Here is a 24,275-nt window from a genome sequence, read left to right as displayed (position 1 = left end):
GCAGTCCTTTTGTGCTGCAGGGTGGCTTATGTTCTGGCGTACACTGGTATATAGGCGCGCACCGGTCTTTTTCACAAGCCGTGTTGCAACAGGTAGGCATCGAAACCTCAGAGATCAATCGGGTCTGTATCCGACAACAGACCTTCCGCTTCCGATCCTATTGGATCGGACACAAGTGCGAATGTCAGAACCCGTACATGTGCAGCCCCTGCGCGCAGGCAGGCGCGCGTGGCCGCTTCCACAGTGGCGCCGGTGGTCAGGACATCGTCAATCAGCAGAATTGTGCGCCCGGACATCTGCATGGCGCCTGTGGGCGTTGCCCGAAAAGCGCCGCGCACATTATTGGCGCGTTCGTTGCGGGACAATCCAACCTGCCGCTCTGTTTTGCGGATGCGGTCAAGTGCCAATGGCTGAAAGTCCAGTTGCAGCCGGTTTGAGACATCTCGCGCCAGCAAGGCTGCCTGATTGTAGCGTCGACGCAGCAAACGCCAGCGGTGCAGCGGAACCGGAACAATGATCGGGTTGCCGGACAGAAAGTCAGCATCTGCCTCCCGTGCAGCGCGGACCATCCATCGGCCCAGGACCGAGGCAAGGTCCGGTCGGTCTTCGTATTTCAACCTGGCAACCAGCTTGCGGGCGATTTCATCATAAAGAACCGCGGCACGGGCCATTTCATAGGGTGGCGGGCTGGCGATGGCCTGGGCGCTGACAATCCCCGGTCCCAGATCATATGAAAAAGGCGTGCCCAGCACCGCACAACAGGGTTTGGCTATGAACCGCAACTGGTTCCAGCAGGACGGGCACAATGCCCCGGGCTCCAGCACCGTTTCGTCGCAGGACAGGCAGGCCGGTGGAATGGCAAGATCCAGCGCAAAGCGGCCCGTAAATCTGGCAATTCGGGACAGAGTTGCGGGCAGGGAACGGCTGATCAGATCTGGTATCGGGTTCATTTTCCGTGATCGCGTTATGTAGCGCCCGGAGTTTAGGATTGATATTGCCGAAAAGCCAGTCACCCAAAGCCACTGACCCAAAGAGCGGCACCCAAAGCCAGTCTCCAGATTCGATCACCAGAGCTTATTTACGCCCTCAGGGCCGGGCGGGCTTTATCTTGCCCGCCTTCCATCCTATATAGGTCAGGAAGCTGCGCTTCTCGTGATTGCACGACTTATCCCTGGGGCCTTATCAATCCAAACGGGAGCTGTTCCTGACCTGGCTCGTGGGCCGGGCCACACGGTGCCCACCTACAAAGTAGGTTCTCAGGATTGTTCACCGCATCACGGTCGCCGCGGCTTCGCTTGTTACCCATGGACGGACTTCTTGGACAATTCTCAGGCTCTCGATAAATCCGCCATGCGCGCCATGTGTCTGGATCGGCGCAACGCCCTGTCACCAGAATTTCGTGAAAAGGCATCGCGGCAGATCTGCCGTCATGTGATGGATTTTTTTTCAAATCACGCGCTGTTAAAGGGCGTTGAGATGAAGGGGCTTGAGATTTCGGCCTATCTTCCGATCCGCTCCGAAGTTGATTTATCAGATTTGATACCGCAACTCGAAAGCGCTGGAGCCCTGATTTCATTGCCCGTGGTTTTGAGCAAAACTGAAATTGTATTCCGACGTTTTCGATCCGGCGATGTTTTGCAGTCTGCCGGCTTTGGAACAACAGGGCCAGCGGCAGACGCTGAAACTGTTGATCCGACACTCTTGCTGATGCCGCTTGCAGGATTTGATACAAAAGGCGCGCGCATCGGTTATGGAGCCGGTCATTACGATCGAGCGATAGAGCGCTTGCTGCAAAAGTCTCTGACACCCATCACCATCGGGATCGGCTTTGCCGCGCAAAATGTGCCGCAGGTGCCAGCTGAACCGCATGATATGCCGCTGGCGGCAATTGTTACAGAAAATGGAATTATGAACGCGATGGATGTGAACGCATGAGGCTTCTATTCGTAGGAGATGTCGTGGGCCGCGCTGGCCGCACAATTGTGCAGGAACGACTGCCGGATCTGGTTTCTGACTACGCGCTGGATTTTGTGGTCGTCAATGGTGAGAACGCTGCTGGCGGATTTGGCATTTCCGAAGAGATTTTCATTGATCTGATCGATGCGGGAGCCGATGTGGTTACAACCGGCAATCATGTCTGGGATCAGCGCGAAGCACTGGTGTTTTGCGCCCGCTATGACAATTTTCTGCGACCACTGAATTATCCAATTGGCACGCCCGGCAAGGGCGCCGGGCTGTTCACTGCACGAAACGGGGCGCAGGTGCTGGTGATGAATGCCATGGGGCGGGTCTTCATGAACCCGCTGGATGACCCGTTTCAAGCGGTTCAGCGTGAGCTGGATGCAGCACCGTTGGGCAAGGTTTCCGATGCCGTGTTGATTGATTTTCACGCTGAAGCCACCAGTGAAAAACAGATTATGGGCCATTTTGTAGATGGTCAGGCCTCGCTGGTGGTTGGCACCCACACCCACGCGCCGACGGCGGATCATCAGATTCTGGACGGTGGCACGGGCTTCATGACCGATGCGGGCATGAGTGGCGATTATAACTCCATCATTGGTATGGATCATGCTGAACCACTGCAGCGCATGACGAACGCAATTTCCACCGGGCGGTTTCAGCCTGCATTGGGTGAGGCGACCCTGAGCGGTGTTGCCGTGCTGGTGGATGATGATACGGGGCTTGCGCAGAAGATCGAGCCCGTGCGGCTTGGCGGGCGTTTGCAGGAGCATATTCCATCATTCTGGGTTGAGCAGGATTGATGCAAGAAGCGGATCAAGCGGTAGCGGTGCTGGATTTTCCGCACAAGCAAGTTTATAAGCCTCGCAACAGTTTGATCTCTGATTTGAGTTCAAACCCTCGTTCCAACCAGATAATCCCATTCAGGTAATCTCATGGCAGGCCATTCCAAATTCAAGAACATCATGCACCGCAAGGGTGCGCAGGATAAAAAACGCTCCAAGGCCTTCTCCAAATTATCCAAGGAAGTCACGGTTGCGGCTAAAATGGGCGGTGGCGATCCGGATGGCAATCCACGCCTGCGCCTGGCCATTCAAAACGCCAAAGCGCTGTCCATGCCGAAAGATAATATCGAGCGGGCCATCAAAAAGGCGGAAGGCGGCGACGCGGAAACCTATGATGAGATTCGCTATGAGGGGTATGGCCCCGGCGGTGTTGCAATCATCGTGGAAGCGCTGACCGATAATCGCAACCGAACAGCCAGTAATGTGCGTGCAGCCTTTACCAAATTCGGCGGATCACTGGGTGAAACAGGCTCGGTCGGCTTCATGTTTGACCGGGTTGGCGAGATCATATTTCCGGTCGAGGCTGGTGATGCTGATGCCGTGATGGACGCTGCCATTGAGGCGGGTGCCGAAGATGTGCAATCAGATGAGGATGGCCATACAATTTTGTGCGGCTTTGAAGACATCAACGAAGTGTCCACCGCTCTTGAAACCGCACTTGGCGAAGGCGCTTCGGTCAATCCAACCTTCAAGCCGCAAACCGGCACTCCGGTTGAGGAAGACAAGGCCGGGACTTTGATGAAGCTCATCAACATTCTGGAAGATGATGATGACGTGCAGAATGTTTATTCCAATTTCGAAATTGACGATGAAATCATGGAAAAACTGGCGGCTGAATAAACGGACCGTTGCGAACTTTTAACACCTGCCATTTGATGCCAAAGGCAACAGCTTGACCCATTGTGTTCGTATTATTGGCATTGACCCGGGGCTGCGCCGCACAGGGTGGGGCGTGATTGAGAGCGAGGGCAGTTCGCTGCGGTTTATCGCTTCCGGGACAATCAAATCTGCCGACAAGGCGGATTTGGCCGTGCGGCTGGAACAGCTCTATCGCGGGCTCGACGGTATTCTCAGCTCACATAAGCCGGACGAAGCTGCCGTGGAGGCAACCTTTGTCAACAAGGATCCCAAATCGACCCTGAAGCTGGGACAGGCTAGGGGAATTGCCATGGTGGTTCCCGCGCTGGCTGGGTTGAATGTTGCCGAATATGCGCCCAATCAGGTGAAGAAAACCGTCGTCGGTGCTGGCCATGGTGACAAGGGCCAAATCCGCATGATGGTGAAAATTTTGCTGCCGAAGGCGGTGTTTGACTCAGATGATGCAGCTGACGCGCTGGCCATCGCCATCTGCCATGCCCATCACCGTGGCGCCATGTCCCGCATTCCGGCTGCTTGAGGCGGGTTCGGTGCTCTTATAGAGAGCGTCCAATTTCAAGAAATTTTTCGCGGCGGGCATGGCGCAGAGAGGCTGCGTCCTGGCCGGCCATTTCTTGCATGGCGGCGTCAATCCGCTGGCCTGTCATGTTGATGACATCATCGACGGCCCGGTGAGCGCCGCCCATGGGTTCTTTGATAATGCCTTCGATCACACCAAATCTCAGGAGGTCCTGAGCGGTGATTTTCATGGCTGTCGCGGCTTCTTTGGCCCGTGCGGAATCACGCCACAGGATCGACGCTGCGCCTTCCGGGGAAATCACGCTGTAAATGGCGTGTTCCAGCATGAAAACCTTGTTGGCTGCGGCAATGGCAATGGCTCCGCCGGAGCCGCCTTCGCCGATAATTACTGACACAGTGGGAACGCCGACGCCGAGAAAGGCATCTGTAGAGCGGGCAATGGCTTCGGCCTGTCCGCGCTCTTCCGCGCCAATACCGGGATAGGCACCGGCTGTGTCCACCAGAGAGATAATGGGCAGGCCAAAACGATCTGCCATTTCTACAATCCGGACAGCCTTGCGGTAGCCTTCGGGACGAGCCATGCCGAAATTGCGTTTGATGCGGTCCTGCGTATCTTCGCCCTTTTCCTGACCGATAATGGCAACAGCTTCGCCGTTGAAGCGGCCAAGACCGGCAATGATGGCGTGATCTTCGCCAAAGGAGCGGTCGCCCGCCAAAGGGGTGAAGTCTTCAATCAATTTGGAGACGTATTGCAGGCAATGGGGCCGGTCGGGATGACGCGCAACCTGGGTCTTCTGCCATGGGGTCAGATTGGCGTAGATTTCCCGCAGAGCATCAGAGGCCCGTTTTTCAAGCCGTGACACTTCATCGCTAGTGCCGACGCCGTCTTCTTCAGATGACATTGCGCGCAATTCCTGGATTTTACCTTCCAGGTCCGCGACGGGCTTTTCAAATTCCAGATAGCTGTACATCAGTGCCTCAATTGTTACCTTCAGCTTATTTCATCGGCTGTTGTGCATTGCAAGCAAAGTCGTTTAATTTTCCGCGTCCGGGTCAGTTTGTCTGCCTTGTTTTGACAAAGGATGCAGGGCTTCCAGCGTTTCGCGCAGATGATCGGTCTGTATATGGGTATAGATTTGCGTGGTCGAAATATCGCTGTGGCCCAGAAGGGTTTGCAGGGCGCGCAGATCAGCCCCGTTCTGCAGCAGATGGCTGGCAAAGGCGTGGCGCATGATGTGCGGGGAAACCGTGTTTTTGATCCCGGCTCTTTGTGCCAGCTGTTTCAAATCCACTGCAAAGTTCTGCCGGGTCATATGCCCGGTCTTGCTGCCGGCAGGAAACAGATACGGGCTTTTGCTCTCGCGCCCCATGGTCTTTTGATAGGCAGCCAGCCTTTGCAGATAGGTTTCCATGGACGTTTTGGCCTGGGGTGTGAGCGGCACAAGCCGTTCCTTGTTGCCCTTGCCACGCACCATTATGAAAGGGCCTTTGGTATTGGCTGCGGTTTTGGGCAGGGACACCAGTTCGGAAACGCGCAGCCCGGTGGCATAGAGCACTTCCAATTGCGCATAGAGCCGCCAGGCCAGGAGCGGTGCATCGCGGCGTGGTGGTTTTCCTGCAGCCTTTGGATCGCTCTGTGCGGCTTCATCGGCATGTTGCGCCTCAGCAAGGGCAGTGGACAGCATGCGATCCACTTCGAACCCTTCCAGGGTTTTTGGGAGCGGCTTTCGGGTTTTGGGTGTCTCGATGTTAAGTGTCGGATTATCTTCCCTCAGGCTTTCGGTGTTGAGAAAGCGGAAAAACTGCTTCAGCGCAGATAAATGTCTGGCAATAGTGGTTGCGGCCAAGCCGTCCAGCGACAGGCTTTCCAGATAGTGTTCGACATCTTCGATACGGGCGCTGCCCAGGGTCCGCTTCTTGCGCCGCAGCTGTGAGGCTGCATTTTCCAGATCGCGCCGATAGGATTGAATTGTATTGTCGGCAGCGTTGCGCTCTCCAACCATCATCTCCAGGAAGAAATCGATCAGAACGGGATCTGTCTGCATCGACACGGGCGCAGGGTCAACGGTTCAGCAGGTCGGGGTCAACCGGTTCTTCGATAACCCGTGTGCGCGGTTCCAGATTGGCCAGATAGAACAGCGTGCCATAACCTGCTGCCCCAATGAGGCCGACACAAATCAACAGGATAATCAGGCTTCGCATAGGCTGGTTCGGCTCCCAAAACTTCAGATATTTGCCGCAAACGGCGTTGCGTTGATCTGATAAACAGGTTTATTCATCACCCAAAGCGGGTTTGGCAAGCGCAAGCACCGATCCGCGTGCAATTTTTATATTCGGATGTTTGCCTGACATGGCCGTTTCACAGTACCAAACCTTTGCGGATCGCGCTCAACTGAAACAGTTTTTGGGGTCCAGAAGTCTGGTCCTGGTGGGCATGATGGGCGTTGGCAAAAGCAGCGTTGGCCGCCGCCTGGCGAACGCACTGGATTTGCCCTTTGTTGATGCAGACAAACAGATTGAGGAAGCGGCGAATCGCAGCATAGTGGAAATTTTCGAGACCTATGGTGAAGCCCATTTCCGCGATGGTGAAAAGCGGGTCATTCAGCGCCTTCTGGCCGAAGGGCCGCAGGTTCTGGCCACTGGCGGCGGGGCTTTCATGAATGATGAGACCCGGTCGGACATTGCCGACAAAGGCATCTCCATCTGGCTGAATGCGGAATTGTCGGTTCTGATCGGGCGGGTCAAACGCAAGCCAACGCGGCCCCTGTTGCAGCAGCCCAACCCTGAAAAGGTGCTGGCGGATTTGCTGGAGGAACGCAACCCGGTCTATGCGCTGGCTGATATTACCATCACCTCCCGCGATGTGCCCCATGAGGTTGTTGTGGATGATATTCTGGCCGCTTTGAATGCCTATATGGCCGATGATGGCAAACAGGCCATGGGGACAAAACATGAGTGAATTTGTTGAGACGGACCCGACACAGGTGCGGGTGGAACTGGGTGCGCGCTCTTATGATATTCTCATTGGGTCCCGGCTTATGGACAATCTGGGCAATGAGATTGTGGCGCGTTATGGGGCTGTGCGGGCCGGCATTGTGTCTGACAGCACTGTTGCGCCGCTTTATCGCGCCCGGGTTGAAGCCAGCTTGAAACAGGCTGGAATTGAGCCGGTATTTTTTGAAATTGCAGCCGGTGAAGCTTCCAAATGCCTGACTGTGTTTGAAGCGCTGGTGGAAGATGTGGTGGGCGAAAGGCTGGAACGCGGCGATGTGCTGATTGCGCTTGGTGGCGGCGTTGTTGGTGATCTGACGGGCTATGTGGCCGCGTCCGTGCGCCGGGGCATCGGCTTTGTTCAGGTGCCGACATCACTTTTGGCGCAGGTCGACAGTTCGGTTGGTGGCAAGACCGGTATCAATTCTGCCCATGGCAAGAATCTGATCGGAGCGTTTTATCAGCCCGGTCTGGTGCTGGCCGATACAGACACGCTGAACACATTGTCGCCGCGCGAATTGCGGGCAGGCTATGCGGAAGTGGCCAAATACGGGCTGATTGATGACCCAGATTTCTTTGTCTGGCTGGAGCAGAATCATGCGGCGATGCTCACAGAAGGCGATGTGTCAGCCCGCATTCATGCCATTGCCAGTTCCTGCCGCGCCAAAGCGCGCATTGTCAGTGAAGATGAGCAGGAACATGGCAAACGTGCTTTGCTCAATCTTGGCCATACATTCGGCCATGCGCTGGAAGGCGCCACCGGCTATTCGAACCGGTTGGTTCACGGTGAAGGTGTGGCGATCGGCATGGTGCTGGCCCATCAATTTTCAGCCTATATGAATTTGTGCTCGCCTGATGATGGCGCCCGGGTGGTGGCGCATCTGAAGGCCGTTGGCCTGCCGACATCGGTGGCTGAAATTGCCGGCGACAAATTGGATGCACCAACCCTGCTGCGCTTTATTGGTCAGGACAAGAAGGTCCAAAGAGGCGCTTTGACCTTTATTCTGACACGCGGCATTGGCGAAGCATTTGTCTCCAATGACGTGCCACCCAGCGCCGTTGAGGATTTTCTGCGCCAAACGCTTGATGGCTAATTCTGCATGGTGGTAACCACCGATGGCGGAACACCTTCTATATGCACCGAATACGCTCTATATGTCTGATACTCGCATGCTTTCTTGCGACACAATTTCTTGCCACATGTTTTTTTACTGGAGACCCGAACCCCTATGACCTCTGCCCTTTGGTTGACGATCCTTGCCATCATGGTGCTGATCATTGTCTCGGCGTTCTTTTCAGGCTCTGAAACGGCGTTGACCGCTGCTTCGCGGGCGCGGATGCACGCTTTTGAAAAAGCCGGCGATGAACGAGCCGCGATTGTTCAACGCTTGATTCAGACACGTGAACGGCTGATCGGGGCGTTGCTGCTGGGCAATAATCTGGTCAATATTCTGGCCTCGGCTCTGGCAACCAGCCTGTTCATCACCCTGTTTGGCGACACCGGTGTGGTCTATGCCACCCTGGTCATGACAGCCGTTGTGCTGGTGTTTGCCGAGGTCATGCCCAAGACGCTGGCGATTTCCAACCCTGACCGCTTTGCGCTGACGGTTTCTCCGGTTGTTCGCGTTATCGTTGCTGTCTTCAGCCCGGTGGTGATTGCCATTGAAGCGTTTGTGAAACTGGTTCTCAACAGATTTGGCGCCAATATCGGCGATCAGGATATTCTGTCCGCCCATGAAGAACTGCGTGGCACCGTTGATCTGCAGCATTCAGAAGGTGGTCTGGTGAAGGATGATCGCGACCGTATTGGTGGTCTGCTGGATCTGAATGAGCTGGAAGTCTCCGACATCATGGTTCACCGCACCGGCATGATGGTGCTGAACGCGGATGAAAGCCCATCCGCTTTGGTGGATATGGCGCTGGCCAGCCCCTATACGCGCATTCCCATCTGGCGCGGTGATCCGGATAATATTGTCGGCGTGCTGCATGCCAAGGATCTGCTGCGCTCGCTGCAGGCGCAAAGTGGTAATGTGGAAAAGCTGGACATCACCGAGATTGCCACAAAACCCTGGTTTGTACCGGATACGACCAGCCTCAAGGCACAGCTCAACGCCTTTTTGAAACGCAAGGTGCATTTTGCACTGGTGGTGGATGAGTATGGCGAAGTGCAGGGTCTGGTAACGCTGGAAGATATTCTGGAGGAAATTGTCGGGGAAATTGCCGACGAGCATGATTTGGAGATTCAGGGTGTGGTTCCGCAACCCGATGGTTCGGTGAATGTGGAAGGCACGGTGCCGGTGCGCGATTTGAACCGCGCCATGGACTGGTCGCTGCCGGATGAAGAGGCAACGACCATTGCCGGTCTTGTCATTCATGCGGTGCAAACCATTCCGGAACCGGGGCAGGCCTTTACGTTTTACGGCTTTCGTTTCCGTATATTACGCCGGCAAAGAAACCGCATTACCTCGCTTAGAATAACCCCGCTCTCCAAAGATGCCGGGGCCCTGAAAGCTGCTTCATGAGTGTGGTCGCCGATTATGATCTGGCCATTGTGGGTGCCAGTTTTGCCGGGCTGACAGCTGCCCGCTCAGCCGCTTTGCGCGGGCTGAAAGTGGTGGTGATTGAAGCCAAGAAGGACCCGGGTGCGCGCATTCACACCACCGGAATTGTGGTGCGCGAAGCGGCCGAAACGGTGGATATTCCACATACTGTGACGCGGCGCGTGCATGGCATACGGCTCTATGCCCCCTCTACCAAACATATGGATTTGTTTGCCCCTGGCTACGCGTTCCTGACCACCGATACCGCGGCCTTGATGCGCTGGCTGGCAGATGAGGCCATTCGTGCTGGCGTTAAAATCCTCTGCGATACCCGCTTTACGACAGGGCGCTATGAGGGCGGTCTGGTGCATCTGGAGCAGCCAGCGATCACAGCGCGCTATCTGCTGGGCTGCGATGGGGCCAAATCCCAGGTGGCAGACGCTTTTGGCCTTGCCAAAAACACTAAATTTCTAATCGGGGTCGAGGCGGAATATGCTGGCCTCGACAGTTTCGATCCGCGCTTTCTGCACTGCTTTTTGGACTCCAGCATCGCGCCGGGCTACATCGCCTGGGCCGCGCCGGGGCCAAAAGTAACGCAGATTGGCCTCGCCACCAAAGGCGACGCCAAACCTGCGCTGCAGCGCTTCATCGACCAGACGGAAGCGCGGTTCAAATATTCAAAGGCCGAGATTGTCGAACGTCGTTCAGGCGTCATCCCCTGCGGCGGGCTGGTGCGCCCTTACGCCACTGATGGTGTGATGCTGATGGGGGATTCCGCCGGCCTTGTCTCGCCGCTGACAGCAGGCGGCATCAAACTCTCCTTCGAATTCGGCCGCCGCTCCGCCCACGCCATTGCCGACCATCTGCTGAATGCAGGCCCGCCGCCGGAACAAATCATCGATAGTGATCTGCCGCGCTTCCGCATCAAATCCGCCCTCCGCAGCGCGCTGAGCTATGGCCCGCCAAACTGGATGTATAATTTGCTCATCGGCACCCCGCCCCTGCGAGCGCTGGCGCAAAGGCTGTATTTCCACCGCAAGGGTGGTGGCGGATCGTTTGAGGAGTTTGCGGGGAAGCTGGCGGATTAGGTGTGCGGCACCTTTTTGCTTGTAAGCATACAGTTTCATGTCTGTTTTGAGGGACTTAAAATATGCCCAGTGGCGCATAACGTTCATTATGGAACTTTTTAGAGGCCAAACGGCGACGAAAATCTGTTCTGATTACTGGCGTGTCAAATGCTGAATGAACCTTGCGAAGTTGAGTGTAAATCGTCCATATGTCGGCGCATATTGATTTTCTTATTGAGCGATAAATAATCGGCACTGTCACAGTTCTGTAGAAGTGAATCAACATCATGTGGTTCTGTGATGGTCAAAAACTCCTTCTTTGGGGAGAGGTAGACCACTACTTTCTTACCGCGCTTTAGAAGTTCAAAAACATTGTTGATTGATCCGGCACTTTTCCCGTCCCACAGCACAAACCCATAGTCAGCAACCGCCGCCATTTTTTTGTCCTTTTCGGTGTAGAAATCTCTACCACTTAATTTTTTATCGACCAGAACTTGATCTGTTTGCCAATCACCGACATTATTTCGGCAGGTGGTTCCTGCACAAAAAACCGTGACGTTCCGATAGTGGTTTTGATCCAGAAATACCTGAAGAGCTTTGTCTGCACCATTTGCATCACCGACCACAATCTGAAAATTTTGGTCAATCATGTTTTGAACTCGACTTCTGACAGTGTCGTTGATTCGATTGATTTTTCGCGAACCAGATAGAAAAACGATGGTCATCTTTTGCTCCTTGATTTAGTCATTGTTAAGACAGAAACAAATTCGACTTTTGATTGTTCTGTAAGTACATGGCAGCATGCTTCCAGTGTAGCACCGGATCGATAGAGGTCATCTATCAATAGTACACGATTTCCTGAAATGTCGGTATCACCCTGTATTGAAATTGAATTCATCAAAGCCTCTTTTCGTTCATCAGGATCATCAATGCCTTTTAGTTCTATGCCTGTTTCTTTTTTTAGGTAGCCTTGAAGTACAGGAACACTTCTCTGTTCCCCCAAAGCTTTAGCTATTTCGTCTACAGGTTGCTAAGGGCGATCTTTTGATGACGGTACGGGGATAATTGCATCGAACTGTTCGATTTTGCCGATGGGTTTCAAAAGTTCGATAATCTTTGGTACTACAGATTTATCGTTTTGGTATTTTAACTGGTAGACCAATTCGCCCATTTCACTGCGGGTTGTGTCCCATCTATCATGTCCGAATTCATCAGTGCCGAGGTAAGTGCTTGCAAGGGTGTGTAGATCGAATGCAAGCCCCTTTTTCCAATTGCCTTCAAGTCGATATCTCATGCGCTGACCTCCCCTTTTAGATATCTATAGAGCGTTGATCTATCAACTTCTAAAGTTTCTGCTACGGCAGATGGACGTTCGCCTGATTCAATCAATTTGCGAGCGTGTTTAATTTGTGCCGCAGTGAGCGCAGAAGGTCGCCCTAGGCGCACGCCGCGTTTTTTTGCAGCCACAAGTCCTGCTTGGGTGCGTTCGACTATCAGGGAGCGTTCAAATTGCGCCATAGACGCAAACAGGTGGAATATCAGTTCACCATTGGCCGTGGTCGTGTCGATTGTCTCATTGAGTGATTGAAAACCTATATTCCGCACTTTGAGGTCTGCCACCACTTGAAGAAGATGCGGCAATGACCGCCCTACCCTATCCAATCGCCAGACTGTCAGAACATCGCCAGCATCGAGGGAGCGCAAAAGCTTTTCCAGTTTTGGCCGCTTGAGCGATGCACCAGACACTTTCTCGGTGACGACCTTTTCACAGCCAGCCGCCTTTAGCGCATCGCGCTGTGCGTTTGGATTTTGGTCAACGGTTGAGACGCGGGCATATCCAATTCTCATGCGGATATTTTGCAACAAGATTTTGCGACAGCCAAGTGATTGATTTCACTTACCCACAAAAGGCGTTGCAAAAAGGAAGAGCTGAATTGCCTAGTCAGTAATAAGGGAGGTTTCTGGAGTTATTGATGCTCGAATTTTGCCAATTTGCGCGGAACATCCGGCACAGTGATATTCTTCCGGTTCGTTATGTCCGTCCTGTTTAGTCACGCTCACTCGGTTTTTCGCGCCACATTTTGGGCATTCAATTTCGAAATCGTCGCCATGATAGGGATGCGCGGCGGAGTATGGATTGGACATCTTCATTATTCCTAATTGACAATTTGTGTCTCAAGTGTCGCAAAATCGAAGGTTTTTGCAACGGTTTTTCGCACCCAGCTATATCAACAGCTTAGATGTCGCAAAACTTTGTCGCAAAAAGATTCTCCAAATTTTCCAAAACTTGGAGAATTCGAGATGGGTATGAAATAACTCGATTTGCAGGTTCATCTCACCACACTTGCGACAGGAGTAGCCGTGGGCTCACCGCACATACCCAAGATCACTAAAGAACTTCTACGTTCCTACAGTGAGGCCGCGCTCCGTAACGCCGATGAATTGCTTGTTGAAGCGGTGCTCTTGCGTGACCATGATCACATGGCGCGGGCCTACTTCTTGGCAGTGGCGAGCATTGAGGAAGCGGGCAAAGCGCTGTTCGGTTTCGATGCCCAGAACCGCAACCTATCTGATCCAGCAGTTTGCACCAAGCTGAAAGCGGTCATGGAAAGTCACGCCCAGAAGATCAGCTACGCCTTGAGCAGTTGGGCCTTGAGCAGCTCTGACCCGCGCGAATCGTTAAAGGTGGCGCTTGATCTGATTTTCCACCTTAAGCGCGGGCGCGAACCGTCGATGTACAGTGACCTACGTACCAATCCGGATCGGGTGCAGACGCCTCGCGAGGTCGTACGCGCCAACGCCGCAAAGGATTGTATAAGGCTGGCCGAGGACTGTCTCGCCTATGCACACCGCCAAGTGAGCGAAAAGATACCATCAAGGTTCACATTCGCACAGAACAGGCTGTTCACGATGAAGTCTGCAAAGTCTCAGGAGGTGCTGAACTCCGAAGACTTCTGGTGGTACTACATCTCGCGCATGGAAGCAGGCCAGCAAGATATCGTGGAAGCGGTTCTCGGATATGAGCGGGATCACATCAAGACAGGAACGCCGTTCCGTGCCGCGCAGTAAACGAACATTCAGTCCGTTGCACCCTTCCTAAACAGCGGAGAAACACTCGATTGGGAAGTAGACCTTCGTTGTCGCAAGTACGATCGTTTTTGCAACAGTTTTTGAGGATATTCAAGGCGTCTCAAAGTGTTCATGCAAGTGACTTGCGTTATCGATGATTCACTCCAGCTTCGCGCTAATTACTGGCTGGCAGTTTATTAATGACAGATGCTTTACATCCTCGCGGCCTCCACCCCGTAATATCGTCGGACCTGAAGTCGAATCTTGAAGCCTGCGACAGCTTATGTCTTTTCAGTCATGGCACAGACCCGGTTTCGACCTGTATTCTTGGCGTCATAAAGGCATTTGTCTGCCCGCCCGACCAACGCTTCCCGGTCTAGTCCCCGCTTGTGCCCAGCAACGCCAAAACTTGCCGTCACCTGCAGGTCTTCGTGTATATTTGCTGCTTCAATGCAACTACGAATGTTTTCGGCGCGGCGTTGTGCGTCTTCGACTTTTGTTTGCGGCAAGATGATTATAAACTCCTCACCGCCCCAACGACCCACATGATCTGATGACCTAATAGAGGATTGGATCAACTCGGTCGCTTTGGTCAAAACCATATCGCCCACATTATGACCGTGGACGTCGTTGATCTTCTTGAAATGATCGAAATCGAGCATGACCAATGAGAGCGCGGATTCGTACCGCTCGGCTCGTTCGATCTCGGTTTCCAGGATTGTTTCCGACTCAGCCCTGTTCAGAGCGCCAGTCAGTCCGTCGATCACTGCTCGGTGTCTTAATATGGAAAGCATTTTCTTAATTTCCGTAACATCGCGTTGTATGGCGACATAATGGGTGGTCTCACCCTGCTCGTTCTTTACGGGCGAGATTGTCCAGTGCATCTGGAAGGATGATCCGTCTTTTCGGTAGTTCAGGGTGCTGCCTTCAAAGATGCGCCCGTTCTCCAGATCGGACCGCAACCGTTCTATGACTTGTCTGTCGGTCTCTGGTCCCTGCAAAAATCGAGGGTTGCGGCCGATTACCTCTTTCAGGCTATAGCCGGTTAACCGACAAAAGGCGGGGTTGGCATGAACAATGTGAGGACCGGGCTCATTCAAAACGGCATCCGTAATCAAGATGCCATCAAAGGCGGAATCGATCGACTCTTTGAATATCCCAAACCAGATCAGGCTTTCTTCAGACGTCGAATGAAAGGTCATGATTGTCGCTCTCTCCTAGGACTAATGATGACGAGCTTGAACTGCACGCGAGGCCCTGCCCGACTCTAGAAAGTAAGACGTTAAATTCAACTGAAGGTTCCAAGTTATTTACCGGAACTCGCTACAAAATTGCGGTGAAAATTATTTGGGTATAACTAAAACTACCGCATACTGTTCCTAATGGGAGCGGTAACAGCAATTAAATATCGGCCTCGATCAGCCGCTTTAAAATCGGCTATTTTCTGAACTCGCCCAAACGATGTGCTTTGTGATCCGTTTTCTGCATAAGCCGCTCAACATTCGCTGCAGCTTTGCTTTGCGCAATTTCTCTATTGCCATGAGCCGTGACCATTATGATGATCCCTCCTATTTCGCCATTGCTGTACGTCAAGGAAACATGCAGGCACCGGATTCTAGCGTTGTCTCGCGCTTTTGAATGGATTGTGAGCGGTAGATAGTTTCACCTCGCAGAACCCGCTGGTGTTCTTCCCGCCACTTCTGGGGAATTTCCGGTATGGCTGCATAGTGCGATTTGCCAATGTAAGATTTTGGATTTTTCAAGCCGTGATATTCCAGCCAGGCCGGGCTCAGTTGAAGATAGCACAGTTTCCGGTCCAAAATTGCGATTGGAGACGGGGAATTGGCGATCATGGAAGTCACTAATTGCGCTCGATTTTTCGAAATGGCTTTTTCAGATGCGCTTTGGGTCACATCCCGAAATATCCCGTAAACCGTTTTGGTGCTTTGGTTAGCGTCCAGTTCAACCGATGCGACCGCCTGAACAAACCGCATTTTGCCGTCGGCCCGACGCAGTCGGAGCACAAAATCAAAACCCTTTTTGTTGGCAACAGCATTTACGCCAAATTGCCCCAAACTTCCCTACCGCAAGAGTTGAGGTTGGAAGTTTGAGGTTTTGGCGGGTTAGGGTCTAATTAAGTCAAATATGGTTCAGCCAAACCAACCTGTGACCTTGCCCCAGAGTGATTTATCCGGTGCAGCTTCTGCAGCTGAACCCGGTCGCGGCGCGTTGACCTCTATGGTCAGAAAGCCGGATTCGGCAAGTTTGGCACTTAACCATGCCCCTGAATCAGCTGCCGACCGCAATCCGCCATGAGAAATGAGCACAAGGGGATGTTTTTCACCTGTTATGGGAGCATTGCGAACCGCATTTGTTCCCAGGAAAACGGCATTGCCTCCGACGGGTGAGGGCGTTCCTCCTTCCGCTGGATACCAAAGCGAAAGCTGCAATGGACGCTCATGGTCCCCTCCAGCTACATCAAGACTTGTCATTCCAAGCGACTGATCAGCAACGGAAGATGACGTAAATGCTGCAAGGAACAAGAAGCAAAAAACAGATTTTACAAGTTTTCTCACAGGGTGCTCCGCTATCGGGAATTGACATGGGGACTTGTTGAGTTGTTTACAAAGGTGTTGCAACTTTAGAAGAAAAATCCGCATTGCCTCCCTTCAAGGGGACGCAAAAAGTACTTTGCAGGCGATTGCGCTTGGCGCGTGCCACAGTGAGTCCGGGCATCTGGATATACAAATGGTTTTGAGCCTTTACATCACGAAGTATTTGGAATGCCGTGAGAGCACATAGGTTGATATTCTATTGTCCGTGATTTGCTGCAATCAGAGCAATAGCTGCTGACTTGGCGTCCTGTGCCGGATTTTCTGTGTGCCCGAGATGCGCTGTGACGATCGCACCTTCTTTCAACAGCAAGAGTTGGCGTGCCAACCCAGCAGGGTCGGTTATCTTAGCCTTCTGGGCCAGTTCTGTGACATGTCTTTCCAGCATACGTTTGTGATCTGCAGACTGCATGTGAATGGGATGCGTGGAATCCTGATATTCCGACGACGCTTTAATGAACAAGCATCCTCTGTAACCCGGTTCCTGGAACCATTCTTCCAGAGCATCGAACATAGCGATTAACTGAGCCCGAGGTTCATCGGCCAATTCCTCCATCCGACGATAAAGCCAGTTTCGAAAATGCTCATCGCGCAGACGCAGAACAGCGAGGATCAAATCCTCCTTGGTTCGAAAGTGCTTGTACATTGAGGTTTTTGAAATGCCGGTCTCTTTGACGAGCATATCCATGCCAGTGGCATTGAAGCCGTTCTGATAGAACGTCTGCAGTGCCTTTTGAACCAGCTCATCTCTTTTGGTAGGTCTCACTTTCTTCACCTCATCATTAACTGCTCTGTACATAAAGAAATGACGGAAAATATTCAAGAGATTGCTGCTGAATCGCACAGTTGATGCTGCTTAACGTCCAATTCTTGATGATCAACCGCGTTCACCACGATATTTTTCTTGACAAAGATTACCGATCAGTACATTAACGCAGTCATAAAGTGTACCGATCAGTAACCTTTATATCCAACCTCTGAAAGAAACATGACCATGACGTCTCGCCTCGAACTTACCGTAAAACCGCCGGCTCCACCTTTCGCCAACGTCTCGCATGCGGAAATCACTATGGCAGCTCATGATCTTCGCAACCCTCTCTCCTGCCTGGTTCTAACCTTGGAGTTGATTGAGGCCCGGACGGGAGAGACTGCTCCAGACGAATTACGCAAAATCGTTCAACGTGGTCTGCGCGCTGCTGATCGCATGTACGGAATGATCCAAAGGCTGCTCGACAACGGGCGTTCGAAATCAGCTTCGGCGACGATAAAGACTGCGCCAGCCGATCTGACGAAAGTTGTCGGAGATGCAATTGAACACAGTCAGTTGAATGCTCAGAAAAAGGGCATTCGTATTCACGTAAGCGGCCCCGGCATTTTGACAGATGTTGACGATGATCTGTTGGTCGAGGCTGTCGATAATCTTATCAGCAATGCGGTTAAATTCTCTCCCTTTGATGGCGAGGTCAGCTGTCGCATCGGGCAGGATGCACGCTCGGCTTTCATCCAGGTCACGGACCATGGCAAGGGATTGACGCGACATGATCTGGCAGAGTTAGGCAAGCCATTTCAGCAGCTTTCGGCAAAACCATCGGCAGGAGAAAAATCGAGTGGACTTGGGCTTTGGTCCGCCAGACGCATCATCAATTCGCTCGGAGGCGAGCTTGTGGCTAAGAGCAACGGTGTCAAAAAAGGGGCCGCGTTCATGCTGCGCTTGCCTGTGGCATCCACGCGCGCCCGGGGGATCGCACATTGACCCGTCCACCGCTCCCTCCTTTCACGCAAGAGACAGCCATCCAAAAAGTGCGCGCAGCAGAAGATGGGTGGAACTCACGCAACCCGGCTAAAGTGGCACTCGCTTATACCCAGGACAGTGCTTGGAGAAATCGGTCAGAATTTTTGCAAGGTCGAAATCAGATAGAGGCGTTTTTGACGCTCAAATGGTCCCGAGAATTGGACTATCGCCTGATCAAGGAATTATGGGCGTTTACTGTCAATCGCATCGCTGTGCGTTTTGCCTATGAATGGCGCGATGACGACCACAACTGGTTTCGATCCTACGGAAATGAAAACTGGGAATTTGATGCAAGTGGGCTAATGCAGCGGCGCATCGCCAGCATCAATGATCTCGCCATCTCAGAAGCTGAGCGCAAGTTTCATTGGCCGCTTGGCCGCAGGCCAGATGAACACCCCGGGCTCACCAGTTTGGACCTTTAATTCTATTTTCCACCTATTGAAACAGGAGAGCACTATGTCACGCGCATTCGCAGAGATTAGCTTCACTCCCTCCGTCCGCGCATTGCAGGCGCAAAACGGATCGGCTGAGGGGTATGCAAAATTTTTGAACCCTGACGCTGATCGCGCTGACCGTATCGGCCCTGACGAGGCTGAATTCATATCGGGCAGGGATGGCTTTTATCAAGCCACTGTCACTGATAACGGCTGGCCATATGTACAGTTTCGCGGCGGCCCCACAGGCTTCCTCAAGGTGCTGGACCACCAAACCATCGCTTACGCCGATTTCCGCGGGAACCGCCAATATTTGAGCGCGGGCAATCTGATGGATGACGGCCGAATCTCGCTGATCCTGATGGATTACCCCAACCGTCGAAGGCTCAAGGTTTGGGGGAATGCAAAGCTGGTCGGTGCATCCAAGAATCCAGAATTGATAAAGCAACTGCAAGACCTGTCTTATCGCGGTCGAGTGGAGCGCGCAGTAATCATCACCATTGAAGCGCTCGACTGGAACTGCCCGCAGCACATCCCGCAACGGATGACGCTTGAAGAATTGAAACCCCAGTTAGCGCCCATTCGCGCCGAACTTTCGCGACTTAAATCAGAAAACGAACAACTGAGATCGGCTCTTGGTCACGACCATTGATCAAGGCTCCTACCCATTTACCTCACCTCACAAACCAAGGAAGAAAACCAATGCCCCATGTCTTCAAATCCGTATTGAGCACCAGCCTTTTGGCGTTGACCTTAGCGATGCCAAGCATAACGCCTTCGTCTGCACTCGCCGCAGAGACTGCAACCATGCTCGATGTTTCGCAGACGGCGTTTCGATACGAAATCATTGACGGTCTAAGTGTCGCTTATCGTGAAGCGGGCGATCCGACAAATCCAACGGTTCTATTGCTGCACGGATTTCCAACGTCGTCGCATATGTTCCGCAACCTGATTCCCGAACTTGCAAAAACCTATCACGTCATCGCGCCAGATTATCCCGGTTACGGTGCATCCGATATGCCGGACGCAGCAGATTTCGAATACTCATTTGCTAACACGGCAGCAATCATAACGGAGTTGTTGGATCAGAAGAACGTTGATGACTACGCTGTCTATCTGATGGATTATGGCGCACCTGTCGGGTTCCGGATGTTTGCGGAAAACCCGGAACGGGTCTCTGGCTTTATTATCCAAAATGGCAACGCCTATGAGGAGGGTTTGCAGGAGTTCTGGGATCCGCTCAAAGCTTATTGGGCTGATCCTTCTGCTGAAAATGGTGACGCGCTGCGTGGCTTTTTGGAGATGGATGCGACGAAGTGGCAGTTCACTCACGGTACCCAAAATCCTGAGGCCATCAGCCCCGATAATTTCTGGCATGTTCAGTATCTGTTAGACAGGCCTGGCAACCAAGAGGTTCAGCTTGAGATGTTCCTGGATTATGGAACCAACGTCGCTGAATATTCGAAGTGGCAGGCCCTGTTTCGGGAACACCAGACACCGACGTTGCTTATGTGGGGTGAAAACGACCACATTTTTCCAGCGGATGGCGCGCATCCCTACAAGCGAGATCTCGAGAATCTGGAGTTCCATCTGCTTGATACCGGTCACTTCGCGCTTGAGGAATACGGCAACGAGATTGCAAGTCAGATGATCGATTTTTTAGATCGAAACGCCAAGCGGTAAGCGCTCAAATCAAACCGCGGACACCGCTCCTTTTTGTGAAGGAGCGGTGTCCGGCTCTGAGTGAAATTCAAAGTTCAAAGCCGGTCAAATGATTCCGTTTAGTTCAAATATGGTTCAGCCAAACCAACCTGTGACCTTGCCCCAGAGGGATTTATCGGGTGCAGCTTCTGCAGCTGATCCCTGGACCGGGTCGCTGCCTTTGATTTCTGGCATGTCTTCGCTGTCGAAATGATCTTCGTCGGGCTGGACTTCTGCGCGTGCAACCGTCTCGGTTGTGAAATCGGCAAAGGAATCCATGCTGGCAAGGGTTGAAGGACCTGCCATGCCGTCTGCGCTCAGGTTGTTGGCTTTCTGATAATCCATGACCGCCTGCCTGGTGCCCTTGCCGTAGATGCCGTCAGCACCGATGCCAAGTGCTTCCTGCAGCTGCTTCACCGCCGCGCCACGGGACCCGACGCGCAACAGGACCAGTTCCTGCAAGCCCATGGCTGTGAATGTATCCGGTCCGGCAATGCCATCAACGGCCAGGCCATTGGCCCTTTGGTACTCCATGACGGCCTTTTTAGTGCCGCTACCGAAAATACCGTCGGCGCCGATGCCAAGCTTTTCCTGCAGACGCTTGACCGGGGCACCGGACATTCCCTGTTTCAAAATAGACATTGTTGTTTCCTTCTTGAGACTATGAGCCCCGTGGCCCTTCAAGTAAGTGGCCGTTTGAATGATCAGTCGAATTTGATCGACTTAGCGGAGTGACAACGATCAGCAGACCAAATTGTTGCCTCTCCATAGACTGTTCATTACGCAGCCGCTAGCTGCGCAGGAAGGAAGTTGGGATAGAGGTATTTACCCCCGCCAATAATCATTCGCCTGTGCCACTGTCTGGAAATTTGTCGCCACCACATGGGAGGCCATGGTCAGGCTGTCGGCATTATTGGAATAGTCGGGGCGCATGCGGCCGCGGGCTGCGTCGTCGGGCTGGGTTTTTTTGACGGCCATGCGGGACAGTTTTATGGCGAGCTCGTAGCCCTCTTCAGGCGTTTTGGTGATGAGTGTTGGCAACCAGGACATGGCGTTTCCTCTATTTATATCGTGGACGATTTATTATGCTTTATGAATAAGTAGCATTGTGATTGATTGTCAACACGATCATATCGTGCACGATGTAAAATGGTTTGATGCTGGAGCCTTCGCCCATGACTGACATTTCAACCAAAGTGCCGACCAAAGTGCTGGCCAAAGCGCCAGCCAAAGCAGATGAGCTGTTCTGCTTTTATGTCTATAGCGCAGCACATGTGATCAACCGGGCCTATACGCCATTGCTGAAACCGTTGGGGCTGACCTATCCGCAATACATTACGCTCACCCTTTTGTGGGAAGAGGATGGGCAGAGCGTGGGGCAGCTGGCCAACCGCCTGAAGATGGAATCCAGCACCCTGACGCCGCTTCTCAAACGGTTGGAAAAGCTTGGTTCTGTAACCCGTAAACGCGGCATTGAGGATGAGCGGCAGGTTTTTGTCAGTTTGACCGAAAGTGGCAAGGCGCTGCAAGAACATGCGCCCCGGATTACGGAATGTCTGATTTCCGCAACGGGGCTTGATATGGAGCGGTTGGAGGTGCTGGTAGCGACACTTGGTGAATTGACAGAAAATCTGACTGCGGATTCTGGCTAGGATTTGTCCCGAAGCTGGTGTGAATGTTACGCTTTACACTGAAATCAGTAGCCTGTTGGAAAGCAAATCATGGCGTTACCACACACCGGCGGGTGCCTTTGCGGCGCAACGCGTTATGAAATCACCGGCGAACCTGCCTTTACGATCCAGTGTTATTGCCGGGATTGTCAGCGCATTTCGGGGGCGGGCAATCTGCCACTCTATGTGGTTCCGCGTGATTGTTTCTCAGTGACCGGTCCGGTGAAAACCCATTCCCGAAAATCCGAGACCGGTAATGATCTGGAATTGACGTTTTGCGGAAACTGCGCCTCGCCCATTTGCAATATCAATTCAAAGCTGGCCGACAAGGTTTTCGTGATGGCAGGCTCACTGGATGATACGGCTTTTTTTTCCACCGAGACCAAAATTTACGAAGCCTCCCGTCAGCCTTGGGACAAGAGCTAGGGTGCGCACCCTAGACTCTGTCTGGCATTCAGTCTGATGCAAACTGGACCTATGTTGTGTCAGCTCGCAGGGTGAGTCTCTATCAGCTCAAAATGGAGACTTGATAGTATGTGCAGCGACAACAACGCCGGGACGGCCAGACCGACCATCCAGATTGAAAATGCCAAAACACGGGTCACCGAATGGCGCTTTCCAAAACGGGGCGACAATACTGGCTGGCACAGGCATGAATATGATTATGTGGTTGTGCCGCTGTTTGACGGAAATCTGGAAATTGAAACAGCAGGCGGGGAGCGGAGTATCGCTGCCATGCAAAACGGCGTTCCCTATTTCCGTGCGTTGGGCGTGGAGCATGATGTGATCAATGGCAATGATTTTGAGTGTGCTTTCGTCGAGATCGAATTTCTGGATCGCTAGACGCCTCCGGCCTTGATGGTGCGGATCCGTGGCTGGTAGGCTTTTGATATGAAAATCATGTCTTTAAATGGTTGGGGCGGTCGGCTGGGCAACGAATTGCTTGCCTATGTTCGTCAGGCTGACCCGGATGTTCTGTGCCTTCAGGAAGTGGTGCATACGCCCGGCACGCAAAAGGACTGGTTGAGCTATCGCGACCAGGGTTTGGAATTGCCCCAAAAAGCCAATTTCTTTGCCGAAGTTTCAAAATCACTTCCGAACCACAGGGCGATTTTCTGCCCCGCAGCACAGGGTGATTTGTGGGATGGCGCAGAGCGCATTCCTTCACAATGGGGACTGGCGACCTTCATCCGCGATACCATGCCCGTCATCGCCCAGTATCAGGGTTTTGTTCATGGCACATTTTCAGCAAACGGGTATGGCGCGCATCCGCGCTCCAGAAGCGCGCACGCTGTGCGGCTGTTTGATTTCGAACAGCAAGTACCTGTTGTCATCGCACATATGCATGGGTTGCGTGACCTTGCCGGCAAACACGATACGCCAGAGCGGCTGGCGCAGGCGCGCAAACTGGCGGAACTGGTGCAGTCTGTTGCCCAGCCGGGTGATCCCATAATTGTATGCGGAGATTTCAATGTTCTGCCCGACAGCGAAACTTTTGAAATTCTGGGTGAATTGGGCCTGACCGACCTTGTGCAAAGTGCGGGCGCTGGCGGTACTAGAACATCGCATTATACCAAGCCGGGCCGTTTTGCAGATTACTTGCTTGTTAATTCTGCCGCGCATGTCTCGGCCTTCGAAATTGTGAGAGACCCCGAGATTTCTGACCATTGCCCGTTGGTTGTGAAGCTCGGAGATTGCTGAAAGGTTTGCCGCCTTTAATCTTTTGGCCCGATCCAGAAATACGGATTATATGCGATTTCCCAAAGATGCCCGTCCGGATCGCTGACATAGCCGTGATAGCCGCCCCAGGAGGCTTCCTGCACAGGTTTTACCGCTTTTGCGCCAGCCTTCAGGGCCTGCGCGAAAACAGCGTCGACTTCCTCTTTGGAAGCTACATTGTGGGCCAGACTGAAATTGTTGTAGCCGCTGCCTTCTGCCGAAACCGTCGCGTCTTCGGCCAATGCCTCTCGTTCAGACAGACCAAGCCATGTGCCATTCAGATTGAAGAAAGCGACGCCAGGCGGTGAATCCATTTTGGGAAATCCCAGCCCATCATGGTAAAATGCGACGGACCGCTGCACATCTGCAACGGCAAGTGCGATCATGCTAATTCTTGGTTTCATGTGACAGACTTCTCTGTTTTGTGGCGGTGTGGATGGGTGGCACAACAAGTCTGGCAGCCATACACACCTGAATTCAG

General features: G+C 52.9%; 31 protein-coding genes and 1 other RNA gene. 18 read left to right on the top strand and 14 right to left on the bottom strand.

All coding sequences use genetic code 11. The annotated features are described in order from the left end of the window. Positions 1-107: 107 nt before the first annotated feature. Positions 108-950, bottom strand: a complete 843-nt coding sequence (locus tag RAL91_RS01380) for a ComF family protein (protein ID WP_306259190.1) — start codon at positions 948-950, stop codon at positions 108-110. A 185-nt stretch (positions 951-1,135) separates the two neighbouring features. Here RAL91_RS01380 and ssrS point away from each other — a divergent pair. The 5 genes from ssrS to ruvC all read left to right on the top strand — a co-directional run bounded on the left by ssrS (position 1,136) and on the right by ruvC (position 4,200). Next, positions 1,136-1,296: non-coding RNA, 6S RNA (ssrS, locus tag RAL91_RS01375), on the top strand. A 21-nt stretch (positions 1,297-1,317) separates the two neighbouring features. Continuing rightward, positions 1,318-1,935, top strand: coding sequence for a 5-formyltetrahydrofolate cyclo-ligase (locus RAL91_RS01370; RefSeq protein WP_306259189.1), 618 nt, complete (start codon positions 1,318-1,320; stop codon positions 1,933-1,935). Next, complete coding sequence (locus tag RAL91_RS01365) at positions 1,932-2,762, top strand: TIGR00282 family metallophosphoesterase (protein WP_306259188.1); 831 nt, start codon at positions 1,932-1,934, stop codon at positions 2,760-2,762. The genes RAL91_RS01370 and RAL91_RS01365 overlap by 4 nt, the downstream gene beginning before the upstream one ends. Before the next feature lie 132 nt (positions 2,763-2,894). Then, complete coding sequence (locus tag RAL91_RS01360; RefSeq protein WP_306259187.1) at positions 2,895-3,644, top strand: YebC/PmpR family DNA-binding transcriptional regulator; 750 nt, start codon at positions 2,895-2,897, stop codon at positions 3,642-3,644. A gap of 52 nt (positions 3,645-3,696) precedes the next feature. After that, positions 3,697-4,200, top strand: coding sequence for a crossover junction endodeoxyribonuclease RuvC (gene ruvC / locus RAL91_RS01355; protein WP_306259186.1), 504 nt, complete (start codon positions 3,697-3,699; stop codon positions 4,198-4,200). A 16-nt stretch (positions 4,201-4,216) separates the two neighbouring features. On the opposite strand, the gene RAL91_RS01350 is transcribed toward ruvC, so the two are convergent. The 3 genes from RAL91_RS01350 to RAL91_RS01340 form a co-directional block, all read right to left on the bottom strand. Further along, positions 4,217-5,170 (bottom strand): acetyl-CoA carboxylase carboxyltransferase subunit alpha, encoded by a 954-nt coding sequence (locus RAL91_RS01350; protein WP_306259185.1) that lies wholly within the window; start codon positions 5,168-5,170, stop codon positions 4,217-4,219. Positions 5,171-5,233: 63 nt separating this feature from the next. Continuing rightward, complete coding sequence (locus tag RAL91_RS01345; protein ID WP_306259184.1) at positions 5,234-6,244, bottom strand: site-specific tyrosine recombinase XerD; 1,011 nt, start codon at positions 6,242-6,244, stop codon at positions 5,234-5,236. A 16-nt stretch (positions 6,245-6,260) separates the two neighbouring features. Next, positions 6,261-6,401 (bottom strand): hypothetical protein, encoded by a 141-nt coding sequence (locus RAL91_RS01340; protein ID WP_306259183.1) that lies wholly within the window; start codon positions 6,399-6,401, stop codon positions 6,261-6,263. Between the two features lie 148 nt (positions 6,402-6,549). Here RAL91_RS01340 and RAL91_RS01335 point away from each other — a divergent pair, with 148 nt between their 5' ends. The 4 genes from RAL91_RS01335 (at position 6,550) to RAL91_RS01320 (ending at position 10,818) form a co-directional block, all read left to right on the top strand. Further along, positions 6,550-7,158: a shikimate kinase gene (locus tag RAL91_RS01335; protein WP_306259182.1), complete on the top strand. Its 609-nt coding sequence runs from the start codon at positions 6,550-6,552 to the stop codon at positions 7,156-7,158. Beyond that, a complete protein-coding gene (aroB, locus tag RAL91_RS01330) occupies positions 7,151-8,284 on the top strand; it encodes a 3-dehydroquinate synthase (RefSeq protein WP_306259181.1) in 1,134 nt (377 codons plus the stop codon). The genes RAL91_RS01335 and aroB overlap by 8 nt, the downstream gene beginning before the upstream one ends. A 135-nt stretch (positions 8,285-8,419) precedes the next feature. Then, the gene (locus RAL91_RS01325; RefSeq protein ID WP_306259180.1) at positions 8,420-9,712 is read left to right on the top strand and encodes an HlyC/CorC family transporter; all 1,293 of its coding nucleotides are present in this window, start codon (positions 8,420-8,422) and stop codon (positions 9,710-9,712) included. Next, entirely contained in the window at positions 9,709-10,818 is a 1,110-nt protein-coding gene (locus RAL91_RS01320) for an NAD(P)/FAD-dependent oxidoreductase (protein ID WP_306259179.1), read from the top strand. The genes RAL91_RS01325 and RAL91_RS01320 overlap by 4 nt, the downstream gene beginning before the upstream one ends. Positions 10,819-10,961: 143 nt before the next feature. Here RAL91_RS01320 and RAL91_RS01315 read toward each other — a convergent pair whose 3' ends face one another. The 3 genes from RAL91_RS01315 to RAL91_RS01305 form a co-directional block, all read right to left on the bottom strand. Continuing rightward, positions 10,962-11,522 carry a hypothetical protein gene (locus RAL91_RS01315; RefSeq protein ID WP_306259178.1) on the bottom strand — a complete coding sequence of 187 codons (561 nt, stop codon included), beginning with the start codon at positions 11,520-11,522 and terminating at the stop codon, positions 10,962-10,964. A gap of 305 nt (positions 11,523-11,827) precedes the next feature. Continuing rightward, positions 11,828-12,091, bottom strand: a complete 264-nt coding sequence (locus RAL91_RS01310; protein ID WP_306259177.1) for a hypothetical protein — start codon at positions 12,089-12,091, stop codon at positions 11,828-11,830. Then, a complete protein-coding gene (locus tag RAL91_RS01305) occupies positions 12,088-12,645 on the bottom strand; it encodes a recombinase family protein (protein ID WP_306259176.1) in 558 nt (185 codons plus the stop codon). The genes RAL91_RS01310 and RAL91_RS01305 overlap by 4 nt, the downstream gene beginning before the upstream one ends. Positions 12,646-13,158: 513 nt before the next feature. Here RAL91_RS01305 and RAL91_RS01300 point away from each other — a divergent pair. Further along, positions 13,159-13,866, top strand: coding sequence for an AbiV family abortive infection protein (locus tag RAL91_RS01300; protein WP_306259175.1), 708 nt, complete (start codon positions 13,159-13,161; stop codon positions 13,864-13,866). A 281-nt stretch (positions 13,867-14,147) separates the two neighbouring features. Here RAL91_RS01300 and RAL91_RS01295 read toward each other — a convergent pair whose 3' ends face one another. The 4 genes from RAL91_RS01295 to RAL91_RS01280 form a co-directional block, all read right to left on the bottom strand. Further along, the gene (locus RAL91_RS01295) at positions 14,148-15,068 is read right to left on the bottom strand and encodes a diguanylate cyclase (protein ID WP_306259174.1); all 921 of its coding nucleotides are present in this window, start codon (positions 15,066-15,068) and stop codon (positions 14,148-14,150) included. 387 nt (positions 15,069-15,455) lie between these two features. Beyond that, positions 15,456-15,890: a PAS domain-containing protein gene (locus RAL91_RS01290; protein WP_306259173.1), complete on the bottom strand. Its 435-nt coding sequence runs from the start codon at positions 15,888-15,890 to the stop codon at positions 15,456-15,458. A gap of 126 nt (positions 15,891-16,016) precedes the next feature. Then, positions 16,017-16,442 carry a hypothetical protein gene (locus RAL91_RS01285; protein WP_306259172.1) on the bottom strand — a complete coding sequence of 142 codons (426 nt, stop codon included), beginning with the start codon at positions 16,440-16,442 and terminating at the stop codon, positions 16,017-16,019. 235 nt (positions 16,443-16,677) lie between these two features. Further along, positions 16,678-17,244, bottom strand: coding sequence for a TetR/AcrR family transcriptional regulator (locus RAL91_RS01280; protein WP_306259171.1), 567 nt, complete (start codon positions 17,242-17,244; stop codon positions 16,678-16,680). A gap of 228 nt (positions 17,245-17,472) precedes the next feature. On the opposite strand from RAL91_RS01280, the gene RAL91_RS01275 reads away from it, so the two are divergent. The 4 genes from RAL91_RS01275 to RAL91_RS01260 are packed head-to-tail and all read left to right on the top strand — an operon-like array spanning position 17,473 to position 20,387. After that, on the top strand, positions 17,473-18,231 hold the full coding sequence (locus RAL91_RS01275; protein ID WP_306259170.1) for a sensor histidine kinase KdpD: 759 nt from the start codon (positions 17,473-17,475) through the stop codon (positions 18,229-18,231). Continuing rightward, complete coding sequence (locus RAL91_RS01270; protein ID WP_306259169.1) at positions 18,228-18,692, top strand: nuclear transport factor 2 family protein; 465 nt, start codon at positions 18,228-18,230, stop codon at positions 18,690-18,692. The genes RAL91_RS01275 and RAL91_RS01270 overlap by 4 nt, the downstream gene beginning before the upstream one ends. A gap of 34 nt (positions 18,693-18,726) precedes the next feature. Further along, positions 18,727-19,356, top strand: a complete 630-nt coding sequence (locus RAL91_RS01265; protein ID WP_306259168.1) for a pyridoxamine 5'-phosphate oxidase family protein — start codon at positions 18,727-18,729, stop codon at positions 19,354-19,356. Positions 19,357-19,406: 50 nt separating this feature from the next. Next, on the top strand, positions 19,407-20,387 hold the full coding sequence (locus RAL91_RS01260; protein ID WP_371932569.1) for an alpha/beta fold hydrolase: 981 nt from the start codon (positions 19,407-19,409) through the stop codon (positions 20,385-20,387). A gap of 114 nt (positions 20,388-20,501) precedes the next feature. On the opposite strand, the gene RAL91_RS01255 is transcribed toward RAL91_RS01260, so the two are convergent. Both RAL91_RS01255 and RAL91_RS01250 read right to left on the bottom strand, forming a co-directional pair. Next, positions 20,502-21,047 (bottom strand): peptidoglycan-binding protein, encoded by a 546-nt coding sequence (locus RAL91_RS01255; protein ID WP_306259166.1) that lies wholly within the window; start codon positions 21,045-21,047, stop codon positions 20,502-20,504. A 183-nt stretch (positions 21,048-21,230) separates the two neighbouring features. Next, positions 21,231-21,455, bottom strand: coding sequence for a hexameric tyrosine-coordinated heme protein (locus RAL91_RS01250; RefSeq protein ID WP_306259165.1), 225 nt, complete (start codon positions 21,453-21,455; stop codon positions 21,231-21,233). Positions 21,456-21,580: 125 nt separating this feature from the next. Here RAL91_RS01250 and RAL91_RS01245 point away from each other — a divergent pair, with 125 nt between their 5' ends. The 4 genes from RAL91_RS01245 to RAL91_RS01230 all read left to right on the top strand — a co-directional run bounded on the left by RAL91_RS01245 (position 21,581) and on the right by RAL91_RS01230 (position 23,776). Next, positions 21,581-22,057: a MarR family winged helix-turn-helix transcriptional regulator gene (locus tag RAL91_RS01245; protein ID WP_306259164.1), complete on the top strand. Its 477-nt coding sequence runs from the start codon at positions 21,581-21,583 to the stop codon at positions 22,055-22,057. A 69-nt stretch (positions 22,058-22,126) separates the two neighbouring features. Further along, the gene (locus RAL91_RS01240) at positions 22,127-22,501 is read left to right on the top strand and encodes a GFA family protein (RefSeq protein WP_306259163.1); all 375 of its coding nucleotides are present in this window, start codon (positions 22,127-22,129) and stop codon (positions 22,499-22,501) included. A gap of 108 nt (positions 22,502-22,609) precedes the next feature. Beyond that, positions 22,610-22,918, top strand: coding sequence for a cupin domain-containing protein (locus tag RAL91_RS01235; RefSeq protein ID WP_306259162.1), 309 nt, complete (start codon positions 22,610-22,612; stop codon positions 22,916-22,918). Between the two features lie 48 nt (positions 22,919-22,966). After that, positions 22,967-23,776, top strand: a complete 810-nt coding sequence (locus tag RAL91_RS01230; RefSeq protein ID WP_306259161.1) for an endonuclease/exonuclease/phosphatase family protein — start codon at positions 22,967-22,969, stop codon at positions 23,774-23,776. Positions 23,777-23,790: 14 nt separating this feature from the next. On the opposite strand, the gene RAL91_RS01225 is transcribed toward RAL91_RS01230, so the two are convergent. Next, positions 23,791-24,198, bottom strand: a complete 408-nt coding sequence (locus RAL91_RS01225) for a VOC family protein (RefSeq protein ID WP_306259160.1) — start codon at positions 24,196-24,198, stop codon at positions 23,791-23,793. Positions 24,199-24,275: the final 77 nt, after the last annotated feature.

Source organism: Pararhizobium sp. IMCC21322 (assembly GCF_030758295.1).
Lineage (GTDB): Bacteria > Pseudomonadota > Alphaproteobacteria > Rhizobiales.
This window is presented reverse-complemented; position numbering and strand designations above follow the sequence as displayed.

Bases quoted from the DNA above. Each gene is read 5' to 3' on its own strand.
- RAL91_RS01345 (WP_306259184.1), bottom strand. From the start codon at position 6,244: ATGCAGACAGATCCCGTTCTGATCGATTTCTTCCTGGAGATGATGGTT.
- RAL91_RS01350 (WP_306259185.1), bottom strand. From the start codon at position 5,170: ATGTACAGCTATCTGGAATTTGAAAAGCCCGTCGCGGACCTGGAAGGT.
- RAL91_RS01360 (WP_306259187.1), top strand. From the start codon at position 2,895: ATGGCAGGCCATTCCAAATTCAAGAACATCATGCACCGCAAGGGTGCG.
- RAL91_RS01365 (WP_306259188.1), top strand. From the start codon at position 1,932: ATGAGGCTTCTATTCGTAGGAGATGTCGTGGGCCGCGCTGGCCGCACA.
- RAL91_RS01310 (WP_306259177.1), bottom strand. From the start codon at position 12,091: ATGAGATATCGACTTGAAGGCAATTGGAAAAAGGGGCTTGCATTCGAT.
- aroB (WP_306259181.1), top strand. From the start codon at position 7,151: ATGAGTGAATTTGTTGAGACGGACCCGACACAGGTGCGGGTGGAACTG.
- RAL91_RS01245 (WP_306259164.1), top strand. From the start codon at position 21,581: ATGACTGACATTTCAACCAAAGTGCCGACCAAAGTGCTGGCCAAAGCG.
- RAL91_RS01325 (WP_306259180.1), top strand. From the start codon at position 8,420: ATGACCTCTGCCCTTTGGTTGACGATCCTTGCCATCATGGTGCTGATC.
- RAL91_RS01260 (WP_371932569.1), top strand. From the start codon at position 19,407: ATGCCCCATGTCTTCAAATCCGTATTGAGCACCAGCCTTTTGGCGTTG.
- RAL91_RS01295 (WP_306259174.1), bottom strand. From the start codon at position 15,068: ATGACCTTTCATTCGACGTCTGAAGAAAGCCTGATCTGGTTTGGGATA.
- RAL91_RS01235 (WP_306259162.1), top strand. From the start codon at position 22,610: ATGTGCAGCGACAACAACGCCGGGACGGCCAGACCGACCATCCAGATT.
- RAL91_RS01305 (WP_306259176.1), bottom strand. From the start codon at position 12,645: ATGAGAATTGGATATGCCCGCGTCTCAACCGTTGACCAAAATCCAAAC.
- RAL91_RS01265 (WP_306259168.1), top strand. From the start codon at position 18,727: ATGTCACGCGCATTCGCAGAGATTAGCTTCACTCCCTCCGTCCGCGCA.
- RAL91_RS01240 (WP_306259163.1), top strand. From the start codon at position 22,127: ATGGCGTTACCACACACCGGCGGGTGCCTTTGCGGCGCAACGCGTTAT.
- RAL91_RS01250 (WP_306259165.1), bottom strand. From the start codon at position 21,455: ATGTCCTGGTTGCCAACACTCATCACCAAAACGCCTGAAGAGGGCTAC.
- RAL91_RS01340 (WP_306259183.1), bottom strand. From the start codon at position 6,401: ATGCGAAGCCTGATTATCCTGTTGATTTGTGTCGGCCTCATTGGGGCA.
- RAL91_RS01335 (WP_306259182.1), top strand. From the start codon at position 6,550: ATGGCCGTTTCACAGTACCAAACCTTTGCGGATCGCGCTCAACTGAAA.
- RAL91_RS01230 (WP_306259161.1), top strand. From the start codon at position 22,967: ATGAAAATCATGTCTTTAAATGGTTGGGGCGGTCGGCTGGGCAACGAA.
- RAL91_RS01225 (WP_306259160.1), bottom strand. From the start codon at position 24,198: ATGAAACCAAGAATTAGCATGATCGCACTTGCCGTTGCAGATGTGCAG.
- RAL91_RS01380 (WP_306259190.1), bottom strand. From the start codon at position 950: ATGAACCCGATACCAGATCTGATCAGCCGTTCCCTGCCCGCAACTCTG.
- RAL91_RS01255 (WP_306259166.1), bottom strand. From the start codon at position 21,047: ATGTCTATTTTGAAACAGGGAATGTCCGGTGCCCCGGTCAAGCGTCTG.
- RAL91_RS01320 (WP_306259179.1), top strand. From the start codon at position 9,709: ATGAGTGTGGTCGCCGATTATGATCTGGCCATTGTGGGTGCCAGTTTT.
- RAL91_RS01315 (WP_306259178.1), bottom strand. From the start codon at position 11,522: ATGACCATCGTTTTTCTATCTGGTTCGCGAAAAATCAATCGAATCAAC.
- RAL91_RS01275 (WP_306259170.1), top strand. From the start codon at position 17,473: ATGACGTCTCGCCTCGAACTTACCGTAAAACCGCCGGCTCCACCTTTC.